The following is a 24532-nucleotide window of genomic DNA, read 5'->3' as shown; positions in this document are numbered from 1 at the left end:
CTCCTTTAAAATCGATTTTTAAACAAATCTATGGCGAACAACGGGCAGTAATAGGGATTTATAGTTTGACAGAAGAAGAAAAGAAAAGCAAGTGATATTTTGTTAAATAAAAAAAACTGATACATCCGCACCTCTGCTTCATGTATCAGTTTTTACATTGGATTACACTGCTTCTTCACGTAGTTTTTCCGCAAATTCATTGATTTTGCGTATACGGTGATTGATTCCCGATTTGGATATCGTACCTGAGGGAATCATTTCCCCTAACTCTTTCAAACTGACTTCTGGATGCTGAAGCCGGAGTTCAGCAATTTCCTGAAGTTTTTCAGGAAGGGCATGCAGACCGACCTTTGCTTCGATCAATTCGATGTTTTCAATTTGTTTAGAAGCCGCATCAATCGTCTTATTCAAATTTGCTGTCTCACAATTAACTAGGCGATTGACCGAATTTCTCATATCCCGTACGATCCGCACGTCTTCAAATCGAAGCATCGAATTAGTTGCACCAATCAGTGTCAAGAAATCAGCAATCTTTTCTGCGCCTTTTAAATAGGAAATATAGCCATTGCGTCGTTCAAGCGTTCGAGCATGCAGTCCGTAATAATTCAACATATCGCAAATGTCTTGGTTATGCTGTTCATAAATGGAAAATATCTCTAAATGGTAACGGCTTGTTTCTGGATTATTGACTGAACCCGAGGCCATAAAAGCCCCACGTAAATACGAACGCATTTTTTGCGAATTCCCCATAATCTCGTCCGAAACGTGTCCATTGAACATCATACCATCCATAATATCAAGATCCATCAACACATCTTTTGTGCCTTGCTTCAAGCGGACGATATAGACATTGTTCTTTTTTAATTTCATTTTTTTACGAACGAGTAGCTCACTTCGTACCTGATAATGATCTTTCAAAAGAGAATAGATACGTCTGGCAATTGCAGCATTTTCTGTTTGGACGTTCAAAATAAACTGCTGGTTCACAATACCTAAAGAGCCGTTCATTCGCAACAAAGCAGCTAATTCTGCTTTCGCATGTTCTCGATGAACTTCCAAACCAGTTAGTTCTTTCTTCACATCTGCAGCAAATGACATCCTATTCTCCTCCTTTCTCCAACAATAAATTGCTTAATATTTTGAACCGAAAACTAATCGGAATAATTCTTCTACCACTTTGTCTCCATCATGGAAGACACCACCGTCTTTCAATTCTAAAAAGTCGGTAGAAATCACTCGACAGCCTTCATTTCTCAATCCATGGAAATCATGTGCGACTTGTACTAAGTACTCATCATAGATTTCCGGGTCCATATAATCTTCTGGTACTTTTTCCGTATTGACTAGTACCGTGTCGATAAAAGGCTGCTTCAAATGCTTGTGTAAGACACGTATATGATCGGCATCGGTGAAGTGTTCAGTTTCCCCTTTTTGGGTCATGATATTACAGATATACACGGTTTCAGCAGTTGTATTAATCATAGCTTCGCCAATTTCTGGTATCACTAAATTGGGAAGGATGCTAGTGAATAAACTGCCGGGACCCAAAACGACCATGTCGGCATCCATAATTGCTGAAACGACTTTTCGTGCCGCTTTAGCTTCACTTTTATCATTCGTGTTGCAAACATAGACATGATCGATCGTTTTGCGATCAATCGCGATTTTAGATTCTCCTACTGCAGTCGTTCCGTCTTTAAAGACGGCATGCAAGGTCAAAGGCGTTTCTGAAGAAGGATAGACGTGTCCATCTACATGCATCATTTTCGCTAATAATTGAATCGCTTCATATGTGCTTCCTCGCATTTCGGAAACTGCAGCAATAATCAGGTTACCGATCGTATGATTGGCTAAGAACTGATCTTCTTTTTTAAAACGATATTGGAAAATATCTTCATAGAATTGCGGCATATCTGATAACGCTACTAAGACATTTCTCAAGTCACCAGGAGGAGCCATAGCGATCGATTCTCTGATTGCGCCGCTGCTTCCACCATCATCCGCAACAGTTACTACCGCCGTGATATCTGCTCCCTGATTTCGTAAACTTTTTAGGATAACCGGCAGACCCGTGCCACCGCCGACCACTACGATCTTTGGTTTTCTTATCCGGTAGGTTTTCATTTTCACGACCGGTTCACCGTCTCTTTCCTTTTATCCTTGTCCCGATGTGTCACATTGACTTTATATGTTTTTCCTAAAGCATTTGCCAAACGTTCAGTCAACGCCACAGAACGGTGTTGGCCGCCTGTACAGCCGATTGCAACTGTCAAGCTGCTTTTTCCTTCTTTGATATATCCAGGCAATACGGTTTCCAGAAGATCCAAAAATTTATGATAGAAAGATTGTGTTTCATCAAAGGACATCACATAATCATAGACTGGCTGGTCTTTACCAGTTAGTGGTCTTAGTTCTGGAATATAATGAGGATTTGGCAAAAAACGTACATCCATCACGATATCAGAGTCAATCGGCAACCCATATTTAAAGCCAAATGATACAAATTCGATTCGAAATCCTTGGTCTCCCTTTGACTTGAAAGACTCGTTGATTTTTTCGCGTAATTGTCGTGGTGTCAATGTCGTGGTGTCAATGATCACGGAAGCTTGTGCTTTCAAGTCGTCTAATATTGCCCGCTCTTTACGGATTCCTTCAGTGATCAAACCGTCCATTGCCATCGGATGCGCTCGTCTTGTTTCTTTGTAACGAGCAACTAGTTCTTCGTCCGAAGCATCTAAAAACAAGATAGAAGTGTCGATGAAGTTCGTATTTTCGATTTCAATCAGCATGTTTTGAATTTCTTCAAAGAAGGAACGAGAACGTAAATCTACTCCTAAAGCCATTTTTGTGACTTTACCTGATTCTTTGATTAATTCCCAGAATTTTGGAATCAATCGAGGTGGCATATTATCGATACAAAAATAGCCCATATCCTCAAAACTTTGGATAGCTACTGTTTTTCCTGCACCGCTCATACCTGTTATGATGACTAATTGCAAATTATCTGTCATATTTACGAACCCCTCTCACATTGTACATAATAAAATTATATCATTCCGGGCGTATCATTACCAGCTTTCTTTCTCTTTTACAAAAAGATTTGGACCAAATATCTTTTAGGATATTTGCCCCAAATCCAAGATTTTTCTACTTTTCAGATACTGTATCTAATGCTTCGTTTCTTTCAGCTAATGCACGTTCGATCGTCCGATCCGCTAAAATAGATTGAGCATCGATCACTGGGTAATGATTATCTTCAGCAAATTCATGCATCAAAGATAATTCCGTGCAACCTAGAATAACTTTTTCACAGTTTAATCGCTCTACCGCTTCCTCCAAAATCTCATAGTAGAGTTCTTGATTCAAGTGATCTGACTCTTTGATTTCATGATAGATCAAATAATTGATTTTTTCTTGAAGCGCAGTATCAGGAATCACTGTTTCGAATCCAAGATTTTTGACTTCGCGTTCATAGATTCCAGCTTTCATACTTCCTTCTGTTCCTAGAATCGCTACTTTCCCTGTCGTATGCTGACGGACAAGTTCATTTGCTGCTTCTCTTGGCATATGCAGAATAGGAATATCCGTTGCCGCTTGTAATTCTTCAAAAAAGTAATGTGCTGTGTTACAAGTCAACACAATGAAGTTTGGTCGCAATAAATTTTGTTTCTCAATATCGTCCAGCAGAAACGGCATTGGATTTTCTTCTGATCGATCTAAAATATAAGCTGTACGATCAGGAACTGTTGCATGATTGAATAAGACATAATTCAAATATTCTTGATCTTTTGTAGCTTTCGTTCGGTGGTTGATCAAGCGAACAAAACTTTCTGTCGCCATCGTGCCCATTCCGCCTAAAATACTGAAAAAATTCTCCATGAACTAGCCTTCTTTCACATGAAAATACTTTTTGAATCTTGGAATATAGTTATGGAACATATATTTCATCAACATCCAGCGCTTGATTGACCGATCTTTTTCATAAAATACAGTAGTGCCGTAACGATTTTCTTTGATCATTTGCTCAGCTAGTTTTTTGTCTTCATTTTCCCGAGCATATTCTAAAAAGATTTTTTTGGGCACACCCATCCATAATCTTGCTTTATCTGATTGATTCGTTCCATAGGTCGTTTCAACAAAGGGTTTGTTGAACACTCGATCTTCTGTGACGAAACGAGCCAGATTCAAGCCGTTCAATGTCACAAAGAAACTGCTACGTCCTTGTCTCAAATTGATTTCAAATAATTTATATTCTCCATCTCTAGGATCATACTTCATATCGAAATTGGCAAAGCCGGTATATTCGATTTTTTCCAAAAATGCTTTAATGGTTTGATAGATTTTTTCGTTATAATCTGGCATGATCACAACGTAATTTCCAATCGATGCTGGTGTAGGATCTTCTAAAAGTGGATGACCAAGACACATCATCCGAACTTGATGATCTTCATCTACATACGCATTTAGCACACGCATATTACTATCATCACCCGGGATAAAATCTTGTACGATCATTTCACTAGTATAACCGGCTTCATAGATCCGACCTAAAATCAAATCAAACTCTTCTCTCGTTTCTAGAATAAACGCTTTTTTTCTTCCTTCAAATTGAACAGAAAGGTACTCCACACTGTTTGCGGGTTTCAAAGCAACCGGGAATTCAAAAGGCAATTCCTGTTCTAAGCGTCCATTTACTAACATTTCTTCTCTGACGATCAATGTTTTAGGATACGGAAGATCATATTCTTCACAAACTTCATAAAAGCTTACTTTATTGATCAGTCTTTCAAATAAAGAATAATCAATATACGGACAGATAAAATATTCTGACAGCTCTTGCTTATGTTGAGAGATCAATTCTGCATACCCATCACCACAAGCGATCAAAAGATATTTTTTACTCTTATCAGAATATCTTTCTTTTGCCAAACGAAGCATCGTCTCGATAAATACAGGGTCTTTATCAAATCCTGGAATGACTTCTACATTGACGATTTTACTGTAGCGGGTAGGGGCTAATTGATCAGAAGCATATGCTTGGCAGACTTTGCCGTATGCTTCGTTAAAAGAACGTGCCATACCATAAACGTTCATGTCGCTTCCTAATAATATAGGGATAAATTCTTCATTTTCAATACTGTTCATCATTATCTCTCACTTACTCATAATCTCTTGTTTTTCTTTTCTAACTACACAAGGAATATCATACCATAAAGAAAAAAGCAATCAAAGGAAACTCCTCCGATTGCTCAATTCTTTTTTGAACGGATTGAACTTATAGGAAGTTTTTATCTATACCAATCAGTGTAGAAAGAACTACCATGTAATGATTCTAGAACACTAGTATTAAGAAAACAAGCAAAAATTCATTTTTTTATGTTTTTTTAACTATCTCAGCGATCTATCTTCTTTATACCATTATTTTTTTCAAATAGTGACCTGTATAGCTTTCTTTTACATCAATGATTTCTTCTGGAGTTCCAGTCGCAAGGATCGTTCCTCCGCCTTCTCCGCCTTCTGGTCCTAAATCAATGATATGATCGGCTGTTTTGATTACATCTAGATTGTGTTCGATCACTAAAACTGTATTACCAGCGTCTACTAACCTTTGTAACACTTGCAACAAACGGGCGATATCGTCGCTATGAAGACCAGTCGTTGGTTCATCTAATATATAGAAATTCTTTCCATTAGAGATTTTGTGTAATTCACTGGCAAGTTTCATCCGTTGCGCCTCGCCACCGGACAATGTCGTTGCTGGTTGTCCCATCGTCACATACCCTAAGCCAACATCAACGATCGTTTGCAGTTTGCGATGAATCTTTGGAATATGCTTGAAGAATTCTACAGCATCTTCTACCGTCATTTCCAAAACATCTGCAATGCTTTTTCCTTTGTAATGCACTTCTAATGTTTCAGAGTTATATCGTTTGCCATGACATACTTCACAAGGAACATAGACATCAGGCAAAAAGTGCATTTCGATCTTAATAATCCCATCCCCGCGACACGCTTCACAACGACCGCCTTTTACGTTGAAACTAAAACGACCTTTCTTATATCCCCGCATTTTTGCCTCGTTTGTTTGAGCAAATAACCCACGGATATCATCAAAGACACTCGTATAAGTCGCTGGATTACTTCTCGGCGTCCGTCCGATTGGGCTTTGATCGATGTCGATGATCTTTTCGATACTTTCGTAGCCGGAAATTGTCTTGAATTTACCTGGCTTGGCAGAATTCTTATTTAATTTCTGCGCTAATGATTTCTTTAAGATACTATTGACCAATGTACTCTTTCCAGAACCAGACACACCTGTTACTGCTACAAATTCTCCTAAAGGAAATTCGACACTGATATTTTTCAGATTGTTTTCTGAAGCACCAGTAATCTTGATTGCTTTCCCATTACCTTTACGGCGTTCTTTTGGCACCGGGATCGATTTTTTCCCTGAAAGATATTTCCCTGTCAAAGAATTTTCATCATTAGCTACTTCTTCAGGAGTACCTGCAGCAACGATTTGTCCGCCTTGTTCCCCTGCTCCAGGTCCGACGTCAATCAGATAATCTGCTGCCCACATCGTATCTTCATCATGTTCGACCACAACGAGTGTATTGCCAAGATCACGCATTTTCTTCAATGAGCCAATCAGTCGATCATTATCGCGTTGATGTAATCCGATCGATGGTTCATCTAAAATATACAGAACTCCAGAAAGATTCGATCCAATTTGCGTAGCCAATCTGATTCGCTGTGCTTCTCCTCCAGATAACGTTCCCGAAGCACGACTCAAGGTTAGATAGTCTAATCCGACATTTTCTAAGAATGAAAGTCTGTCATTTACTTCTTTTAAAATCGGTTTGGCAATCACTTTTTCTTGTTCAGATAATGTAAGGTTTGAGAAGAAGTCTACTGCTTTTTGGATAGACAATTCATTTGTTTGCCCAATATTCGTTCCATTGATTTGAACAGATAATGCTTGAGGATTCAAACGATAACCTTTACACGTCTGACAAGTCAATTCGGTCATATAAAGACGCATTTGCTCACGCGTGAAATCACTGTTCGTATCATGATAACGACGTTCGATATTTTTCAATACTCCTTCGAAAGTTGTTTCTACATCGCGAACGCCACCAAAATCATTTTCATAATGGAAATGGAAAAGTTCATCTGTTCCATTTAAGATGATTTCCTGATGTTCTTCCGGTAATTCTTCGAATGGTGTATCCAAATCGATACCGAAACTTTCGCAAGCCTGCGCTAACATTTGAGGATAATATTGAGAGCTGATTGGATTCCATGGAACGATTGCACCTTGACTAAGCGTCTTCGTTCTATCTGGAATGACTAAATCTTGATCGACTTCTAATTTGACGCCTAAACCGTCACAGTCTGGACAAGCTCCAAAAGGCGCATTGAAGGAGAACAGTCTTGGTTCTAGTTCACCAACAGTAAATCCGCAATAAGGACAAGCATAGTGTTCGCTAAACAACATTTCTTCTTCGCCAATCACGTCAACCAAAGCATAGCCGTCTGCCAGTCGCAAGGCTGCCTCTAAAGAATCAAATAGACGAGAACGAATTCCTTCTTTCACAATGATCCGGTCGATGACGATTGCGATATCGTGTTTTTTGTTTTTCTCCAGCTCAGGTACTTCACTTAAATCATAGATTTCGCCATCGACTCGAACGCGGACGTATCCCTCTTTTTGGATTCGTTCGAATATTTTTTTGTGTTGACCTTTTTTCTTTACCACGATTGGTGCCATTACTTGAATCTTTGTGCGCTCAGGTAAAGCCATTACTTGATCGGCCATTTGATCTACTGATTGACTGGTAATCTCGATATGATCGTTGGGACAAATCGGATGTCCTACACGAGCAAACAACAAGCGTAAATAGTCATTGATTTCCGTCACAGTACCTACTGTCGAACGAGGGTTTTTACTTGTTGTTTTCTGATCAATAGAAATCGCCGGACTCAATCCGTCGATGCTGTCTACATCTGGTTTATCCATTTGACCTAAAAACTGGCGGGCATACGCAGAAAGACTTTCTACGTATCTCCGCTGTCCTTCTGCATACAGTGTATCAAATGCTAAGGAACTCTTTCCAGAACCGGACAAACCTGTAACGACCACGAATTTGTCTCGTGGAATCGTGACATCTATATTTTTCAAGTTATGGGCACGTGCACCATGAATCGTAACTTTATCGTTAGCCATGTTGTCCTCCTACTTCGAAGCTTTTAATTCTAAAATCATATCTCGTACATTAGCGGCTGTTTCAAAATCCAAAGCTTTTGCCGCATCTTTCATTTCTTTTTCTAATTTCATCAATAACGTATCTTTTTCTTCCTTCGTCATTTCTTCGTACGAGACTTGTACCGCTTCTTTTGTATCATCTTCCGATTCTTTCGTAATAGAAATCAAATCTCGGATTTCTTTAATGATCGTTTTTGGAACGATCCCATGTTCTTCATTGTACTTCTGCTGAATCGTACGACGTCTTGACGTTTCATCCATCGCTAAACGCATAGAATCCGTCACCTTGTCTGCGTACATGATTACTTTCCCTTCTTCATTACGAGCAGCTCGCCCAATCGTTTGAACTAAGGAACGTTCGCTACGTAAAAAGCCTTCTTTATCTGCATCCAAGATAGCAACAAGAGAAACTTCAGGTACATCTAATCCCTCACGAAGCAAATTGATTCCGACTAACACATCAAATTCGCCTAATCGTAGATCTCGAATGATCTCTGTTCGTTCCAACGTTTTGATATCACTATGCAGATATTTGACTTTGATTCCTAATTCTTTGAAATAATCTGTGAGGTCTTCTGCCATTTTTTTCGTCAGTGTCGTTACAAATACCCGTTGATCTTTTTCGACCCGTTCATTTATTTCGCCTACTAGATCATCGATTTGTCCCATGATTGGACGGACTTCGATTACTGGATCAAGCAGCCCTGTCGGACGGATGATTTGTTGGATAACGGTATCAGTTTGTTCATATTCATATGGTCCTGGTGTCGCAGAGACATAAATGATCTGATTGACATGTTTTTCAAATTCTTCTAGACGAAGCGGTCGATTGTCTAAAGCAGATGGCAAACGGAAACCGTAATCTACTAGCATCTGTTTTCTCGCTCGGTCGCCATTATACATTCCTCTGATTTGAGGCATGGTCACGTGCGATTCGTCAGCCACGATCAAAAAATCTTCAGGAAAGAAATCCAATAGCGTATAAGGCGGTTCGCCTTCTTTACGTCCGTCCATATGCCGAGAATAATTTTCGATTCCTGAAGTGTAGCCCATTTCTAACATCATTTCAATATCATAATTGGTTCGCTGTTCTAAACGTTGAGCTTCTAGAAGTTTGTTTTCATTTCGTAAAACAGCTAAACGCTGCTCTAATTCTGCTTTGATATTCGCTACGGCATGCTCCATATGTTCGTCATTCGTCACAAAGTGAGTTGCCGGGAAGATTGCTACATGTTCCGTTTCTCCTAAAACTTCACCTGTCAGCGCGTTGACTTCTCGGATACGTTCGACTTCATCTCCAAAAAACTCCACTCTTAAGGCACGTTCATCTCTTGAAGCCGGGAAAATCTCCACGACATCACCACGCACTCGAAAACGACCGCGCTGAAAATCTATATCATTTCTTTCGAACTGGATACTGACTAAGTCACGAATCAACTGGTTGCGATCTAATTCTGCTCCTTGTCGAATCGAAACGACTTGTTTTTGATACTCAAAAGGCGAACCTAATCCAAAAATACATGAAACGGATGCAATGACGATCACATCATTTCTTTCTAATAATGAACTAGTAGCCGAATGTCGTAATTTATCGATCTCATCATTTACACTTGAATCTTTTTCGATATACGTATCGCTTGAAGGCACATAAGCTTCAGGCTGATAATAATCATAATAAGAAACAAAATATTCAACAGCATTGTTAGGGAAAAATTCCTTGAATTCCCCGTACAGCTGACCAGCCAATGTTTTGTTATGGGCAATAATCAGTGTTGGTTTATTCACTTTCTCAATAAGATTGGAAATCGTATATGTTTTCCCTGTTCCAGTCGCACCTAATAAAATTTGTGCTTTTTTCCCGCCGACTACGCCATCCACTAATTGGTTAATCGCTTCAGGCTGATCACCAGCCGGTTGGTATTTCGAGACAAGCTCAAAGCGTCGGGAGGTATCTCTTTCAATCATTCTTTGTCCTCCTTTTCATTCATTCCTTTTCATTTTACGACCAATAAAAAGAAAAGGAAAGCATAGGCATTCCTTACTAAAAAATTATACCACACCGAACATACTTTCGCCACTTTTTTCTCTCATTCTCCATGTTATGTTTTATAACATACAATGTTAGAAACTCGCATTTTTTTCATTTTTTCGAGCCTACAGTCTTGTCTGATTCAGCACTTTTCGCCTATAATAATAAAATATTGGAAATTTAGGAGGTTGATTATGAAAAGAAAGCATTTATTTCACTCATTTGTTTTCTTAATGACAGGACTTGTGACACTTGCGTTTGGTCATGTTGCACAAGCTGACAACACTACAACGGCAGAGTCAAGCACAAGCGAGACAATGCAAAAAATAGAGCCCAAAAAAGACGTATACGTAATTGCTAGCGACTCTGCTTTTGCTCCATTTGAATTTCAAAACGCAAACGGCGAGTACGAGGGCATCGATGTAAAATTGATGGAAAGCATCGCCAAACTGCAAGGATTCAACATCCGAATGGACTATCGTGGATTCTCCGCTGCTTTGCAAGCTTTAGAATCAGGACAAGCAGACGGGATGATTGCCGGAATGACGGTAACGGACGAAAGAAAGAAAAGCTACGATTTTTCTGATTCTTACTTTGACAGCGGAATTCAATTAGCTGTCAAAAAAGGCGACACTTCGATCAAGTCTTATGAAGATTTGAAAGGAAAAACAGTCGGAGCAAAAGTTGGAACCGAAAGTGCAGAATTTTTAAGCGATCATGAATCTGAATACGGCTATTCTATCAAATATTTTGATGCTGCAGATCAATTGTATGACGGGTTGAAAGTTGGCGCAATTGATGCCATGATGGATGATTATCCAGTAATTGGTTATGCGATCAAACAAGGACAAGAATTGGAAACACCAATTGAAAAAGAATCTGGCGGAAAGTATGCATTTGCCGTCAAAAAAGGGCAAAACCCTGAACTTCTTAATATGTTCAATGAAGGATTGAAAGAATTAAAAAGAACAGGCGAGTACGATAAGATCATCAAAGAATATGTAGCAGATGGTTCAGAATCTTCTAGTGATTCTTCCGCAGCTGATGAATCGACATTTCTTGGACTTATCCAAAACAACTATCAAGCATTGTTAAAAGGACTTTGGCGAACGATTCTCTTGACTTTGATCTCCTTCGCTTTGGCTATAGTAATCGGTGTGATTTTTGGATTATTCAGTGTAGCACCAATACGCGCGCTTCGCACGGTTGCTAGCATTTATGTCGATATCATCCGTGGGATTCCGATGATGGTTCTTGCATTCTTTATTTTCTTTGGATTGCCTGGTATCGTTGGATTTACGATCCCCGACTTCATCGCTGGTGTTATCACCTTGACTCTTAACGCAAGTGCTTATATCGCAGAGATTGTTCGAGGCGGAATCAATGCCGTTCCTGTCGGACAAATGGAAGCTTCTAGAAGTTTGGGTCTTTCTTATAATCGGACGATGCAAAAAATCATTTTACCACAAGCGATACGCATCATGATTCCATCATTCGTGAATCAGTTCGTTATCTCATTGAAAGATACAACGATCATTTCCGCAATTGGTGTAGTCGAATTGCTACAAACTGGTAAAATCATCGTTGCACGTACGACACAAAGTACGTATGTTTATTTGATCATCGCGATCATGTACTTGATTTTGATTACAGCATTGACAAAATTAGCGAAAGTTTTAGAAAAGAAGGTGAAGTAAGATGGCAGAAAAAATCTTAGTTGAGCATCTAGTCAAAAAATACGGCGATAACACAGTATTAAACGACATCAACGTATCCATCAACGAAGGAGATGTCGTCTGTATCATCGGCCCTTCAGGTTCAGGAAAAAGTACATTCTTACGTTGCTTGAATCGTTTAGAAGAACCTTCTGACGGTGAGATCATTATTGACGGCGCCCACTTGATGGATAAAAGCACAGATATCAACTTGGTGAGACAACATATCGGAATGGTATTCCAGCACTTTAACCTATTCCCTCATCTTTCTATTTTGGAAAACATCATTTTAGCACCGATGGATCTGAAGAAAGAATCCAGAGAAGAAGCAGAGAAAAAAGCAATCAAATTGCTACAGACAGTTGGTCTAGAAGATAAAAAAGATATGTATCCTGAAATGCTTTCCGGTGGACAAAAACAGCGTGTAGCTATCGCTCGTGCTCTAGCGATGAATCCTGACATCATGCTTTTTGATGAGCCTACTTCTGCACTCGACCCTGAAATGGTTGGTGATGTCTTGAACGTCATGAAAAAATTGGCAGAACAAGGTATGACGATGGTTATCGTTACGCACGAAATGGGGTTCGCTAAAGAAGTAGCCAATCGCGTCATGTTCATTGACGACGGTAACTTTTTAGAAGATGGAACGCCTCAACAAATCTTTGAAAATCCGCAAAATGAACGGACAAAAGATTTCTTGAATAAAGTATTAAATATTTAATAAAAACCAAAAATGCACGGTCGCCATGAAGGGACCGTGTGTTTTTATCTTCTTATTTTCTCACCTAACTGTATCAGTCGCATCGCTTGTTCTCCTGCACAAACAAGCAATCGCTCTACCTGTTCCATCGCATAAGAAAGTTCCATCGGTTCATTGATGATATCAAGTACATAGTCGATACCAGTTTCATAAATGGTCGAAAGATTAGCCGAGGCACTACCGACGATAGCTATAACAGGAATATCATATTTTTTGGCTAGAATAGCAATCCCAACTGGTGCTTTTCCATTCAAAGATTGACCGTCCATTCTCCCTTCACCTGTAATGACAACATCTGCCTTTTTCATGTATTCTTCAAGCTTTAAAAGTTCAAGGATTTTCGAGATTCCTTGACACATTTCTGCATCGCAGAACGCCAACAGACCTGCTCCTAAACCACCTGCCGCACCTGCACCTTCCATTTCTAGAACGGTTATCCCTAACGTTTCTTGGATCTTTTGACCATAATGACAGAGTGCTTCATCTAATTTTAACACTTGCGCTCCAGAAGCTCCTTTTTGTTTCCCATAAATAAAAGAAGCGCCGTTTTGCCCACATAGAGGGTTGGAAACATCAGATAAAATGTAAAAAACAGTCTCTTTCAACCTTGGATTAATATTAGATATATCAATGGAATCAATCATTGCGATTTCTTTCGCGCCAAGCGCTATCTCTTTTCCATCGGCATCTTTAAAAGACACTCCCAAAGCTTGGGCCATACCCACTCCGCCGTCGTTCGTTGCACTTCCACCAATACCGATATAAATTTCATTTACACCATGGGCTAGTACTTCATTGATGAGCTCGCCTGTTCCATAAGATGTTGCTTCCATCGGATTCATCTGATTGGTTCCAACAAGCATCAAACCGGAAGCTTGAGCCATTTCGATCACGGCACGCTCGGTATCAATCAACCCAAATTTTGCTTGAACCATTTGCTGATACGGTCCAGTCACTGTGATGTATCGATATTCTCCACCGCACCCCTCAATGATTGCATCAACAGTACCTTCTCCACCATCTGCAATCGGGATCTTGAGTACATCTGCTTGTTTCTCCACTCGTTTGATTCCTTCTTCAATAGATGCTTCTACTTCAAAAGTCGAAGCACTTCCTTTATAGGAGTCTGACGCAATGATGATTTTTTTCTTCATGCTACACCTGCTTTTTCTACCATAATCAACATGACTACTTTAAGCTATGGACGTACTAAACATGGCTTTTTGTGATCAAACGTCCATCCTGGAATTAAGAATTGCATTCCTACTGCATCATCTCTTGAATCTAATTCGTTGTCTAAATAGAGCTGATGTGCCTTTTCTACTTTCTCCATATCTAGTTCTACACCTAAACCAATGATTTCTTCTGTCAACTTGATTTTCCCATCTCTAATAACGAATGGTCTTTTTGATAATTCCTGTCCATCTTGCCAGATCCAATGAGTGTCGATGGCTGTGATCTCACCAGGTGCCGCCGCTGCTACATGCGTAAACATCGCAAGTGAGATATCAAAGTGATTATTGGAATGAGAGCCCCAAGTCAATCCAAAATCATGACACATTTGCGCTACTCTGACCGAACCATCCATTGTCCAGAAATGGGGATCTGCTAATGGGATAGATACGCTTTGCAAAGCTACAGAATGTTGCATTTGTCGCCAGTCTGTAGCTACCATATTTGTGGCTGTTGGTAATCCAGTTGCTTTTCTGAATTCCGCTAATGCTTCTCTTCCCGATAATCCATTCTCAGCCCCACAAGGATCTTCCGCATAAGATAAGATACCATTCATTCCCTTGCATAAATCAATTGCTTCTTGCAAAGACCATGCGCCATTTGGATCTAGCGTGATCCTAGAGTTTGGAAAAGCTTTTTTCAAAGCACAGATCGTCTTTATCTCTTCCTCACCTTCTAAGACGCCTCCTTTTAATTTGAAATCCTTAAAACCGTATCTTTCATGTGCAGCTTTCGCTAAAGAGACGATCGAATCAGAAGTCAATGCTTCTTCTCTTCTCAGTCGACCCCATTCATCAGACTCATCGTCACCTAGCAAATAAGGCAACGTCGTTTGTCTAGAATCTGCAATATAAAACAGATATCCTAGAACGTCTATCTCATCTCTTTGCTGTCCATTTCCTAAAAGCGCAGCAACTGGAACTTGAAAGAACTTGCCTAATAGATCAAGAAAAGCTGATTCAATAGCTGTTACTGCGTGAATCGTTGTGCGCAAATCATAAGTCTGCAATCCTCGACCACTACTATCCAAATGATTGAAATTATGATGGACTTTCTTCAACACATTTTTATATTCACCGATTGTTTTACCAATAAGCAGTTGCTTTGCGTCTTCTAAAACCTTTTGGATATTTTTCCCTCCCGGCACTTCTCCTACACCGATTTCTCCATTGTCTGCTGTCATCAAAAATAGATTTCTCGTAAAATAGGGGCCATGAGCACCGCTTAGATTCAGTAGCATACTGTCATAACCTGCGATTGGTATAACTTTTGTATCAATTATTTTCGGAATCATCTTTTTTCTCCTTTTTGTTTTAATTTCTAATTGCCTAGCTTATTAAAAAATTCCTATAGCAAATCCTACCAACGTCCAAACGATGCTGATTCCCCACAATTTGAAGAAAGAAAAGCGAATATACTCTCTAATTGTTTCTCCTCCAAGGTCGCAGGCCATGATGATTTGAGGCTGTGCCACGATAGAAGCAAATGCACCAACATTGAAAAATAACGCTAACACGATAATATCTGCAGCAACTCCATATTGTTCTCCTACTGCTGTTATAATGGGAACTAAGGCAAAATACCAAGTATCATTAGTGAAAATGAACATCAAAGGTGTACTCAACAGTGCGATAATGATATGAAGATAGGGTCCCATAGAAGAAGGCACGATCTCAACTAAAGTCATGACCATTTGTTCCATCATCCCCGTTCCTTCCAATACACCAACTACGACTCCTGACATAAAGACGATCGGTGCTATGGGATAGGTAGCCGCAGCATATTTGCTGACCAGCTTGTTTTGCATCTTGCGATCTGGATAATTGATCACTAGTGCAAGGATTAAACCAACGGCAAAAATATAAAATTCTGGAAAAGAAGTAACGATAAGTAGCGTGACCACAGCTATTGTCAAGCAGAGATTGAACCAAAAAAGTTTAGGTCTTGACATTTCGGAAAGCTCTGGTTCTTCTCCCACTAATGTACCTGCTTCTATATTCTTTTTAATGAATCCATTTCTTTTTTGGCTTTTCTTTCCTAAAAAATAAGCGAATATCATGGTCAAAATCGTCATCAATATCATCAAAGGAATTAGTTTTAAAAAGACATGCATCGCCGGACTATCGACATTTGGCAACAATGCAGCAGCCCGGAGCACCCGTGCATTCCAAGGTTTAATCGTTCCTAACATCGTACCAAGCGAAGTCAAAAAAACCAGAATCATCGGATCAATCTTTAATTTTTTAAACAACGGTAATAGTAATGGGATAACAATCAAATAAGTAGACATGACACTCCCGTCTAATGTTGCAAGGATAGCCAACGGTACAGTAAAACTACACAGGATTGGTCCACCAATCTTCATTTTCTTCAGCACTTTATAGATCAAAATCTCAAATAATCCAGCATCTGTCATTAATGCAAAATACGGTAACGAGAACATAATCATTAAAAAGATACTTCTAGTGAGATCTAGTCCAGATATAATATGTTCTGTTGTCTTGGATAAATCAGCACCGCTTAGAAATGAAAAAACAAGGGGCAAAATCGCAAAACAAACCAAAATATTCAGTTTATCTTTCATTAGCAGAAAAGTGATGACTCCCATCATTGCGAAGCCTAAAATTGCTAAATAACTCATGCCGTAATCTCCTTCAACCATTTTTTCATAATTGATCCAGCTGGCAAGAATAGGAGAAAAGTCAGCTAGTTTCATCAATTATCTTTTATTACATGTTTAGCGCACCAAACAAGGTCTACTTGAATCAAACATCCAACCTTTAATTAAATATTGCATTGCTAACGAGTCATCACGATCCCTATATTTCTTTTCAATTTTTTGATATAGGTGATGCGCTGATTCAAGTTTTTCCATATCTATTTCGATGCCTAATCCAGGCTTATCTGTCACTTTGATTTTTCCATCACGAATAACTAAAGGATCTTTGCATAACGCCTGTCCATCTTGCCAAATCCAGTGTGTATCAATAGGAGTGATTTTTCCAGGAGCCGCTGCTGCACATTGCGCAAATACAGCTAAGGAAATATCAAAATGATTATTAGAATGCGATCCCCAAGTCAATCCGAAATCAGCTAATATTTGAGCCATACGAATACTTCCATTCAACGTCCAAAAATGAGGATCAGCCAACACGATATCTACAGCTTTTGTTTCTAAGGCATGATAGAATTGTCGCCAATTCGTCGCAATCATGTTCGTTGCCACTTGATGCCTTGTAGCTGTCTTGAATTCTGACATGATCTCACGACTAGAAAATCCTTGTTCAGGACCACATGGATCTTCGACATAGGAAATCATTGATAATTTGTCTTTACACAGATCAATTGCTTCTTCTAAAGACCATGCACCATTTGGATCGATATTGATTCGTGCATCGGGGAAAGCGTCGTGCAGTGCTTCTATCGCTTTCATCTCTGCTTCCCCCGAAAAAACTCCGCCTTTCAACTTGAAATTATTGAACCCATATCTTTCTTTCACCGCTTTTGCTTGAGCAACAATTTCTTCAGGTGTCAATGTTTCTTTTCGACGAAGTTCGTCCCATTTATCTTTACATGAAGATTCCACTAAATATGGCAAATCAGTCTTCTCGCAATCTGCGATATAAAATAGATAGCCAAGGACTTCAACTTCGGCTCGCTGTCTTCCATCTCCAAGCAATGTACACATCGGCATATTTAGATGCTTTCCTAATAGATCAAGCATAGCGCATTCAACTGCTGCTTCTGCTTGAACAACAAATTTCATATTTTTCAAATCTAAACCTTGCAGACCCTGTCCATCATTTCCTTTTGCCAACCAACCTTTTTTACGAATAGTTGTAATCACTTGTCGGTAATCAGCAATTTTCTGACCTTCTACCAAAGGAATATAACTTTCTAGCATCTTTGTAATATCTTCTCCGCCATGAATCTCTCCCACTCCTCTTTGACCAGTCTCATCTTCTAAAACAACGATATTCCTTGTAAAGTAAGGGGCGTGGGCTCCACTGAGAGTCAGAGTCATACTGTCATAACCTGCTACTGGATAGACAGCCATTTTCATTATTTTGGGTATCGTATCAATCGTTCTCATACACTAGTTCCTCTCTCTTTACGAAAATCAAACTGTATCTTTACTTTCGATTGTCAAGTTATTTATTTTTTCGTAGTAACACGCAATAGCTGAATGATCTTTTTTCTCCAAACCGTCATTTTTTAGTACTTGCATGATTTCCATCAATTGAGCTGTCAAAGGAATTCCGGCATTTATCATATGTGAGGTATCTAACGCATTCTGTAGATCTTTGATGTGCAACTCTATTCTGAATCCTGGATCAAAATCTCGGTTCAAAATCATCGGTGATTTAGCATCCATAACCGTACTCCCTGCTAATCCACCACGAATCCCTTGATAGACCAACTCGGGATCAGCACCTGCTTTAGTAGCAAAGGATAAAGCTTCACCGACAGCGGCGATATTGATTGCGACGATTATTTGATTAGCTAGTTTAGCAATGTTTCCCGCACCTACCTCACCTATATAAGTGACTGAACTTGCCATTGATAGGAGCAACTCATAGCATTGATCAAAAACTTTCTTTTTCCCACCGACCATAACAGCGATTGTTCCGTCAATTGCTTTTGGTTCTCCTCCAGATACCGGCGCATCTAAGAACTCTACTCCAAGTCCTGCAAGCTTTTCTGCAAATCGCTGACTAGAAACAGGATTAATCGAACTCATATCGATTACGATCTTGCCTTCACTGATTCCAGCGGCTATCCCTTCTTCTGAAAACAATGCGGCTTCCACATTCGGAGAATTCGGTAACATAGTAATTACGATATCTGATTGATTTGCTAACTCCTGACTATTTTTTGCTGTTGAAGCTCCAGCTGCTGCAACTTCATCCATATTCGATTGATTGAAATCATAACAGATAACCTCATAACCATCTTTTATTAGATTTTTTGCCATTGGTTTACCCATGATTCCTAGTCCTACAAATCCGATTTTCATTTCTTATTCCTCCATATCTCGTTTATTTATGATTTTTTCAAGTACTTCAGACATTTCTTTCTTTAATTGATCGGAAGACGTCGTGTTCGGTAAAATACTTGCTCCAACATCTAGTCCAATCAAATTACAAGCATCTTTTGTAGCTATTGGAAATGATGCACGGTCAAACATATTCCTAAATTCTGTCAATTCAAATTGCGCGTTTCGCGCGGAAGACAAGTCGCCAGTGCAATAATGTTCATAAATAGAGACGACTAATTCAGGGACAACATTCGCTGTAGATGCAACTGCGCCGACCGCCCCATAGACAAGAGATCCTAAAATCAAGGTGTCTCTTCCAGCCATTACTTTGAACTCCTCATTCTCAGTACGTCGAATATATTCTGCTGTCAAATGTACATTCCCACTACTATCCTTAATTCCAACAATATTCGGATACTGGGAAAGATGAACGACCAAAGAAACACTTAGACTATATCCAACTTTTCCAGGATTGTTATATAGCAAAACAGGTAGATGAGGCACAGCCTTTGCAATCGTGATTATGTGTTGATACAATTCGTCATCTGTAGGAGAAATGAACATCGGTGGCAAGATCGATAAACCATCAGCACCGTTTTCCTCTGCTGTTTTTGCCATCAACACTCCTTCCTTCGTCGTGATCGATCCAATACCCATATAAACTGGTACACGTTTATTGGCTGATTTAACGATTGTTTGGAGACCTTTCTTTTGTTCCTCTTTATCAATCGCAAAAAACTCTCCGTTACTTCCAAATGCTAAAATACCATTGACGCCTCCTTGAATCACATGTTCAACCATTCGTTCTAATGGTGCAGTTTTTATCTGATTCTCTTGATTTACCGGTGTAACAATTGGGACGATAATCCCTTTGACTTTTTCAATATCCATGCATTCTCCTCCTAGGGATGTTCATCACAACATAAAAGTGATTTTTTTCACAATCGTTTCTTCAATATTCATGCTACAAATCAATATCGCAATAATTATAAGAACGTTTTCATAATAAAAAGTATATATTTTCACAATGATTTAGGGTATGGTACAGGTAACAGAAATAATTCATCTTTTGATAAGATTATTCGTTATCCATCACAATTATCGATGATTTCTACAGGATAATAATCATTTTTTTTAAAAATAAATGTTATATTAGAAGTCTTGTTGATTTATTATTGAATTTCCTTTATATTTTTTATGTAAACGTTACCTTTTGCTGTTTTACTGTATTTTCTTACAAGGAGAACTAGATGAACATCTCTAAACAATTAGCACGGAATATTGTCAAAAATCTCAAAGATGTACTAAAACAAGAAATCAACTTTATCGATACAGAGGGCATAATCATTGCAAGCACCGATGAGGAACGGATCAGGACCCTCCATGAAGGGGCAAAAATCGTTTTGGATACGAAAAAAGAAGTTTTTATCAGCGAAGACGGCCAATTCAAAGGAACGAAGCGTGGAATCAACGCCTCGGTGTATTTTGAACAACATATCATCGGTATAATTGGACTGACCGGTGGAAAGGAAGTGAAAAAGTATGCTGAAATTTTAAAAAAAATGACAGAAATACTCATAAAAGAGGCATATCTGAAAGATTTTACTTTTCAATTAAGGGAGAGACATCGTCTGACGATCGAATCGCTATTGTTTCCTTTCAGTCATTTTGACTCTCCTCACTTGATCGAGCTTGATTTTTCTTCTCCATATTATGTAGTTGTGGGGCAACTTCCTGACAATCAGGAATTGTATCAAGAGCAGATCACCCCTTTATTAGAGTTACTTGAAAGGGTCTTTTCTTACTACAGTCAGGCTTTGTTCACTGTACATAGGCAACAAATCATTATCCTAGTCAATCGCATTTCCAGAGCCTTATTGATATCGTTACTTGACAAAGTCCAGACAAATTTTGAAAAATCGTATCAGTTACAACTGAACTTCGGAATTGGGTCGCTTTGTTATACAGAGCAGGAGACACCGCAATCTTTCCTTCATGCCCAGCATGCTTGTGAATGGATAACTTTCCATCAATCTGTGAACAAGATCCGCTTTTTTGAAGATTTAGACCTCGGGATCCTTTTACCAGCAATCCCATCAGGTCAACGATCATTATATGTAAAACGTATTTTGAAAAGCTTGACAGAAGAAGAAGTACATTTATTCAAGAAAACTTTGACATGCTTCAGTAAAAATAACGGAAGTATCAAAAAATGTGCAGAAGAATTATTTATTCATAAAAACACCTTGCAATATCGACTGAATAAACTCCATTCTCTCACTGGTTATAACCCTAGAAACTATGATGATTATCTTATTCTAAAGCTAGCTTTTTTGTTGATACAAATATGACGATTACAAAAAACCAGATGAACATAAGGTTGTCCGTCTGGTTTCTACTTATTTCTCAGTAGGACTGCTCCACATTCGTTGTAATTTTTCCATCGTCCATATATAAATAATGATGCCTATACCGATAATCACAATATATTCTATACCAAACTCAACCCGCGTCCCCGAATTGATCCTAAAAGTTGAAGCGTTTGTGTTAAATATTTTAGGATATAGATATAACAAAATATTCTTGAGATCATATTTTCCTAGTGGTGGCAAAAAAAGAAAATAACTTCCTAAGAGACATAGGCTGACGAAAGAATTCTTTACGACTGTTGTAAAATAATAACAAACTAAAAAGGAAAGAAATGCAAACCCCAATAGGACACTCAATTGAAGCGGCGCTTTCTCAAGATAAGATATTTGCCTAATTAACGCTTCATCGATTTGTGTCGATTTGTCAGCCTGAACAAAAAATCTTGAAAAAGACTGCAACATCAAAAATAAAATGAGGGAAGCAAGTATAAAAATAATTAAACTAAGAAACCCCGCTCCTATCTTATGACGATTGATTTGCCATTGAGAATCCAAACAGCGCCTGATTTTCATTGTATGGTATTTGATATCTGCATTTGCTATTACTATCCCGTATACCCCCGAAAAAAAAGGAAAGAGAACAAAAAACGAAGAAGACAATAATTGGTTGACCCCGTTTTGGACATTTAAAGCAGCAAAACTGGAATGATAAGCAACGTAATGATATTTCAACGGATTGTCAACTATTTCAGTATTTTCGTTCATACTGATAGAAAAAGGTTGTTAAAGTATTTCTTGGATCGTTTCACCCATTGCCAAGGCTTCCTCTACATAATATTGGAAATGACGAAGATGACTTTGAATGAGCATTATTTGAGAAACGAACATTAAAGTAGAAAGCAACAATATTACTGAAAGAAAAAGGTAAAATATTTTCGAACGTCTTTGATAATAAAATTCAAAAAGCATTTTTACCTCCTTTTTGTTGAAATAAAAAAGCTGCGTAAATCCTCGGACGTGATAGGTTCTATTTTTCCGTTTTTTACATTTAATAACTCATCAGCCATTTCCAAGTAATATTCTTCATGACCACTTAAGATGACTGTAGCTTCTTTTTTCAGCTGAACCAAGCAATAAAGCAGCACTTTCCGATTCTTTTGATCTAATCCATTCAACACTTCATCTAATAAAACAACTCGCGGCGCAAGCAACAATAGCAATAGCAGCGAAAGCATCTTTTTTTCTCCCAGAGAATAGTTCTTAACTTTCACATACGATAAAAATGAAAGGGGTAAAAAATCGATTTTTTGTTTAGAGATTAGTTCTTTTATTTGCCGATTTTTTGTCAGTAAAATCAGATTATCTAATCCAGTTAGATTCAAGTAAAAAGGGGTAGAGTCAAAAACACAAAAACAACTACCTGTTTTTTCAATCGTTCCCGAGTAGCTATCAATACCGACAATGCAGCGAAATAAAGTCGTTTTGCCAATGCCATTATCCCCATAAAGATAATAGATTTTATTTTGATCAAATGTGAATGACAGATGATCAAATAAGATTTTTTGCCCAAATCGTTTAGAAAAATCAATAAGTTTCATAGACAAACTCCTGAATAGATTAGTACCATGTAGAACCACCATTACCATGTACTCCAACCATATACTTTTTTAATTTCTTCAATCAAAATGAACTAATTCAATCAATCGAGTTTTTTATTTATTTATATTTTACCAAAATATAGTAATGGCTCATTATCAACTTTTTATCAATATAGAAAGTGATAGCCATCCCCTTATTTCATTTCTTAGATTCCTTTTTCCCCTAATAAACGCTATTGAAAACTAGCATTACTAAGTGTTAATACATAAAAAAATAAAAGACTTACCATTTTTTCTAGAAATAGAAAATTTTGGTAAGTCTTTTTGACACTTGTATTTTTTACTAGAAAAGCTACTTCCGCTTTTTCCCACCAAAAGCATCTTTGAATTTATCGAAGAAACCATCTTCTTGTTGTTCTTCTACTTTGATGCCGCCAGCTTCAGCGAATGCACGTAACGCTTCTCTTTGTTGTTCATTTAGATTTTTCGGCGTGATCAGTTTTACTTTGACATGTTGGTCGCCTGTTGCACCACCACGTAACTTTGGAGCGCCTTTTCCACGTAAACGGAAGTTCGTACCTGTCTGTGTACCAGCAGGAATCTTCAGTTTCACATCTCCATGGACAGTTGGTACTTGGACTTCATCCCCCAAAGCTGCTTGTACAAAACTTAAAGGCAATTCATAGTAGATTTCAGAGCCTTCACGGTCAAAGATATCACTTTCTTCTACACGGAAGACCACATACAAATCACCAAATGGTCCGCCGTTTTCTCCGGCTTCTCCTTGACCAGCTAAACGCATTTGTTGTCCTTCTTCTACCCCAGCTGGTACATTCACTTTGACTGAGTGAGCTTTCTTCTCATGACCTGAGCCATGACAGGTTGGACAAGGTTCTTTGATTTCTTTTCCTGTACCATGACAAACATCACAAGTTTGACGGCTCATCACTCGTCCAAGCGGTGTTTGGCGTTCTACATTGATCGTACCTGCACCATGGCATTTATGACAAGTAGTTGGTTGCGTACCTGGTTTTGCCCCATTTCCGCCACAAGTATGACAGATTTCTTCCCGATTGTACTTGATTTCTTTCTCTACGCCAAAAATTGCTTCTTCAAAAGATAAGTCGATCGTATATTGCAAATCAGCACCTTGACGAGGCGCATTGGGATCGACTGAACGACCTCCCCCTCCAAAGAACGAGTCGAAGATATCTTCAAAACCACCGAAGCCGCCGCCAGAGAAGCCGCCGAATCCACCAAATCCGCCACCAGCTCCACCAGCACCGTAATTTGGATCTGTACCTGCATGCCCGTATTGGTCATATGCAGCGCGTTTTTGCGGATCACTTAAAATTTCATAAGCTTCTGATACTTCTTTAAATTTTTCTTCTGCATCAGGTTCTTTATTGATATCAGGATGGTATTTTTTTGAAAGCTTACGATAAGCTTTCTTTATTTCATCTTCTGATGCTCCTTTTGAGAGCCCTAAGACTTCATAATAATCACGTTTTGTTGCCATAGGCT

20 protein-coding genes are annotated in these 24532 nt (G+C 38.7%); 3 read left to right on the top strand and 17 right to left on the bottom strand.

Features of this window, described 5'->3' with window-relative positions; translation table 11 throughout:
• Positions 1 to 162: 162 nt before the first annotated feature.
• From whiA to uvrB, 7 genes are all read right to left on the bottom strand, one after another.
• Positions 163 to 1098: a DNA-binding protein WhiA gene (gene whiA, locus AB3I27_RS00645; protein WP_002292098.1), complete on the bottom strand. Its 936-nt coding sequence runs from the start codon at positions 1096 to 1098 to the stop codon at positions 163 to 165.
• A 33-nt stretch (positions 1099 to 1131) separates the two neighbouring features.
• Entirely contained in the window at positions 1132 to 2130 is a 999-nt protein-coding gene (gene yvcK / locus AB3I27_RS00640) for a YvcK family protein (protein ID WP_002316327.1), read from the bottom strand.
• On the bottom strand, positions 2127 to 3011 hold the full coding sequence (gene rapZ, locus AB3I27_RS00635; protein WP_002292102.1) for an RNase adapter RapZ: 885 nt from the start codon (positions 3009 to 3011) through the stop codon (positions 2127 to 2129). Before rapZ ends, yvcK begins: the two co-directional genes overlap by 4 nt.
• A gap of 136 nt (positions 3012 to 3147) precedes the next feature.
• On the bottom strand, positions 3148 to 3879 hold the full coding sequence (locus tag AB3I27_RS00630) for an aspartate racemase (protein WP_002345169.1): 732 nt from the start codon (positions 3877 to 3879) through the stop codon (positions 3148 to 3150).
• Positions 3880 to 3882: 3 nt separating this feature from the next.
• Complete coding sequence (locus tag AB3I27_RS00625) at positions 3883 to 5148, bottom strand: D-aspartate ligase (RefSeq protein ID WP_002320122.1); 1266 nt, start codon at positions 5146 to 5148, stop codon at positions 3883 to 3885.
• A 262-nt stretch (positions 5149 to 5410) separates the two neighbouring features.
• On the bottom strand, positions 5411 to 8227 hold the full coding sequence (gene uvrA / locus AB3I27_RS00620; RefSeq protein WP_368022879.1) for an excinuclease ABC subunit UvrA: 2817 nt from the start codon (positions 8225 to 8227) through the stop codon (positions 5411 to 5413).
• A gap of 9 nt (positions 8228 to 8236) precedes the next feature.
• Positions 8237 to 10231, bottom strand: coding sequence for an excinuclease ABC subunit UvrB (gene uvrB, locus AB3I27_RS00615; protein WP_002292109.1), 1995 nt, complete (start codon positions 10229 to 10231; stop codon positions 8237 to 8239).
• Positions 10232 to 10489: 258 nt separating this feature from the next.
• Here uvrB and AB3I27_RS00610 point away from each other — a divergent pair, with 258 nt between their 5' ends.
• Both AB3I27_RS00610 and AB3I27_RS00605 read left to right on the top strand, forming a co-directional pair.
• Positions 10490 to 11992, top strand: coding sequence for an amino acid ABC transporter substrate-binding protein/permease (locus AB3I27_RS00610; protein ID WP_002292110.1), 1503 nt, complete (start codon positions 10490 to 10492; stop codon positions 11990 to 11992).
• Between the two features lies 1 nt (position 11993).
• Entirely contained in the window at positions 11994 to 12731 is a 738-nt protein-coding gene (locus AB3I27_RS00605; RefSeq protein ID WP_002292113.1) for an amino acid ABC transporter ATP-binding protein, read from the top strand.
• Positions 12732 to 12775: 44 nt separating this feature from the next.
• On the opposite strand, the gene AB3I27_RS00600 is transcribed toward AB3I27_RS00605, so the two are convergent.
• From AB3I27_RS00600 to AB3I27_RS00575, 6 genes are all read right to left on the bottom strand, one after another.
• Positions 12776 to 13924 (bottom strand): glycerate kinase, encoded by a 1149-nt coding sequence (locus AB3I27_RS00600; RefSeq protein WP_104760047.1) that lies wholly within the window; start codon positions 13922 to 13924, stop codon positions 12776 to 12778.
• Positions 13925 to 13968: 44 nt separating this feature from the next.
• Positions 13969 to 15297 carry an enolase C-terminal domain-like protein gene (locus AB3I27_RS00595; RefSeq protein WP_002292115.1) on the bottom strand — a complete coding sequence of 443 codons (1329 nt, stop codon included), beginning with the start codon at positions 15295 to 15297 and terminating at the stop codon, positions 13969 to 13971.
• 42 nt (positions 15298 to 15339) lie between these two features.
• Positions 15340 to 16644, bottom strand: a complete 1305-nt coding sequence (locus AB3I27_RS00590; RefSeq protein WP_002308997.1) for an SLC13 family permease — start codon at positions 16642 to 16644, stop codon at positions 15340 to 15342.
• Between the two features lie 96 nt (positions 16645 to 16740).
• Entirely contained in the window at positions 16741 to 18096 is a 1356-nt protein-coding gene (locus AB3I27_RS00585) for an enolase C-terminal domain-like protein (RefSeq protein ID WP_002313674.1), read from the bottom strand.
• Between the two features lie 27 nt (positions 18097 to 18123).
• On the bottom strand, positions 18124 to 19020 hold the full coding sequence (gene garR / locus AB3I27_RS00580) for a 2-hydroxy-3-oxopropionate reductase (RefSeq protein ID WP_002308995.1): 897 nt from the start codon (positions 19018 to 19020) through the stop codon (positions 18124 to 18126).
• Positions 19021 to 19023: 3 nt separating this feature from the next.
• Complete coding sequence (locus AB3I27_RS00575) at positions 19024 to 19932, bottom strand: dihydrodipicolinate synthase family protein (protein WP_070872456.1); 909 nt, start codon at positions 19930 to 19932, stop codon at positions 19024 to 19026.
• Between the two features lie 359 nt (positions 19933 to 20291).
• Here AB3I27_RS00575 and AB3I27_RS00570 point away from each other — a divergent pair, with 359 nt between their 5' ends.
• Positions 20292 to 21392, top strand: coding sequence for a sugar diacid recognition domain-containing protein (locus tag AB3I27_RS00570; protein ID WP_104771506.1), 1101 nt, complete (start codon positions 20292 to 20294; stop codon positions 21390 to 21392).
• A 48-nt stretch (positions 21393 to 21440) separates the two neighbouring features.
• Here AB3I27_RS00570 and AB3I27_RS00565 read toward each other — a convergent pair whose 3' ends face one another.
• The 4 genes from AB3I27_RS00565 to dnaJ all read right to left on the bottom strand — a co-directional run bounded on the left by AB3I27_RS00565 (position 21441) and on the right by dnaJ (position 24527).
• Positions 21441 to 22142: a hypothetical protein gene (locus tag AB3I27_RS00565; protein WP_231601460.1), complete on the bottom strand. Its 702-nt coding sequence runs from the start codon at positions 22140 to 22142 to the stop codon at positions 21441 to 21443.
• A gap of 51 nt (positions 22143 to 22193) precedes the next feature.
• Positions 22194 to 22379, bottom strand: a complete 186-nt coding sequence (locus AB3I27_RS00560; protein ID WP_070872455.1) for a hypothetical protein — start codon at positions 22377 to 22379, stop codon at positions 22194 to 22196.
• 2 nt (positions 22380 to 22381) lie between these two features.
• Positions 22382 to 23008, bottom strand: a complete 627-nt coding sequence (locus tag AB3I27_RS00555) for an ATP-binding cassette domain-containing protein (protein WP_002292127.1) — start codon at positions 23006 to 23008, stop codon at positions 22382 to 22384.
• Between the two features lie 352 nt (positions 23009 to 23360).
• Positions 23361 to 24527 (bottom strand): molecular chaperone DnaJ, encoded by a 1167-nt coding sequence (dnaJ, locus tag AB3I27_RS00550; RefSeq protein WP_002292130.1) that lies wholly within the window; start codon positions 24525 to 24527, stop codon positions 23361 to 23363.
• Between the last annotated feature and the right edge of the window lie 5 nt (positions 24528 to 24532).

It is taken from the genome of Enterococcus sp. C46 (assembly GCF_040887565.1).
In the GTDB taxonomy this organism is placed as follows: Bacteria; Bacillota; Bacilli; order Lactobacillales; family Enterococcaceae; genus Enterococcus_B; species Enterococcus_B lactis.
This window is presented reverse-complemented; position numbering and strand designations above follow the sequence as displayed.

Excerpts from the sequence above, each read along its gene's own strand:
- AB3I27_RS00600 (WP_104760047.1), bottom strand. The coding sequence starts at position 13,924 with ATGAAGAAAAAAATCATCATTGCGTCAGACTCCTATAAAGGAAGTGCT.
- dnaJ (WP_002292130.1), bottom strand. The coding sequence starts at position 24,527 with ATGGCAACAAAACGTGATTATTATGAAGTCTTAGGGCTCTCAAAAGGA.
- AB3I27_RS00585 (WP_002313674.1), bottom strand. The coding sequence starts at position 18,096 with ATGAGAACGATTGATACGATACCCAAAATAATGAAAATGGCTGTCTAT.
- AB3I27_RS00605 (WP_002292113.1), top strand. The coding sequence starts at position 11,994 with ATGGCAGAAAAAATCTTAGTTGAGCATCTAGTCAAAAAATACGGCGAT.
- AB3I27_RS00590 (WP_002308997.1), bottom strand. The coding sequence starts at position 16,644 with ATGAGTTATTTAGCAATTTTAGGCTTCGCAATGATGGGAGTCATCACT.
- AB3I27_RS00570 (WP_104771506.1), top strand. The coding sequence starts at position 20,292 with ATGAACATCTCTAAACAATTAGCACGGAATATTGTCAAAAATCTCAAA.
- whiA (WP_002292098.1), bottom strand. The coding sequence starts at position 1,098 with ATGTCATTTGCTGCAGATGTGAAGAAAGAACTAACTGGTTTGGAAGTT.
- rapZ (WP_002292102.1), bottom strand. The coding sequence starts at position 3,011 with ATGACAGATAATTTGCAATTAGTCATCATAACAGGTATGAGCGGTGCA.
- garR (WP_002308995.1), bottom strand. The coding sequence starts at position 19,020 with ATGAAAATCGGATTTGTAGGACTAGGAATCATGGGTAAACCAATGGCA.
- uvrB (WP_002292109.1), bottom strand. The coding sequence starts at position 10,231 with ATGATTGAAAGAGATACCTCCCGACGCTTTGAGCTTGTCTCGAAATAC.
- AB3I27_RS00610 (WP_002292110.1), top strand. The coding sequence starts at position 10,490 with ATGAAAAGAAAGCATTTATTTCACTCATTTGTTTTCTTAATGACAGGA.
- AB3I27_RS00560 (WP_070872455.1), bottom strand. The coding sequence starts at position 22,379 with ATGCTTTTTGAATTTTATTATCAAAGACGTTCGAAAATATTTTACCTT.
- AB3I27_RS00625 (WP_002320122.1), bottom strand. The coding sequence starts at position 5,148 with ATGATGAACAGTATTGAAAATGAAGAATTTATCCCTATATTATTAGGA.
- AB3I27_RS00595 (WP_002292115.1), bottom strand. The coding sequence starts at position 15,297 with ATGATTCCGAAAATAATTGATACAAAAGTTATACCAATCGCAGGTTAT.
- AB3I27_RS00555 (WP_002292127.1), bottom strand. The coding sequence starts at position 23,008 with ATGAAACTTATTGATTTTTCTAAACGATTTGGGCAAAAAATCTTATTT.
- AB3I27_RS00630 (WP_002345169.1), bottom strand. The coding sequence starts at position 3,879 with ATGGAGAATTTTTTCAGTATTTTAGGCGGAATGGGCACGATGGCGACA.
- AB3I27_RS00575 (WP_070872456.1), bottom strand. The coding sequence starts at position 19,932 with ATGGATATTGAAAAAGTCAAAGGGATTATCGTCCCAATTGTTACACCG.
- uvrA (WP_368022879.1), bottom strand. The coding sequence starts at position 8,227 with ATGGCTAACGATAAAGTTACGATTCATGGTGCACGTGCCCATAACTTG.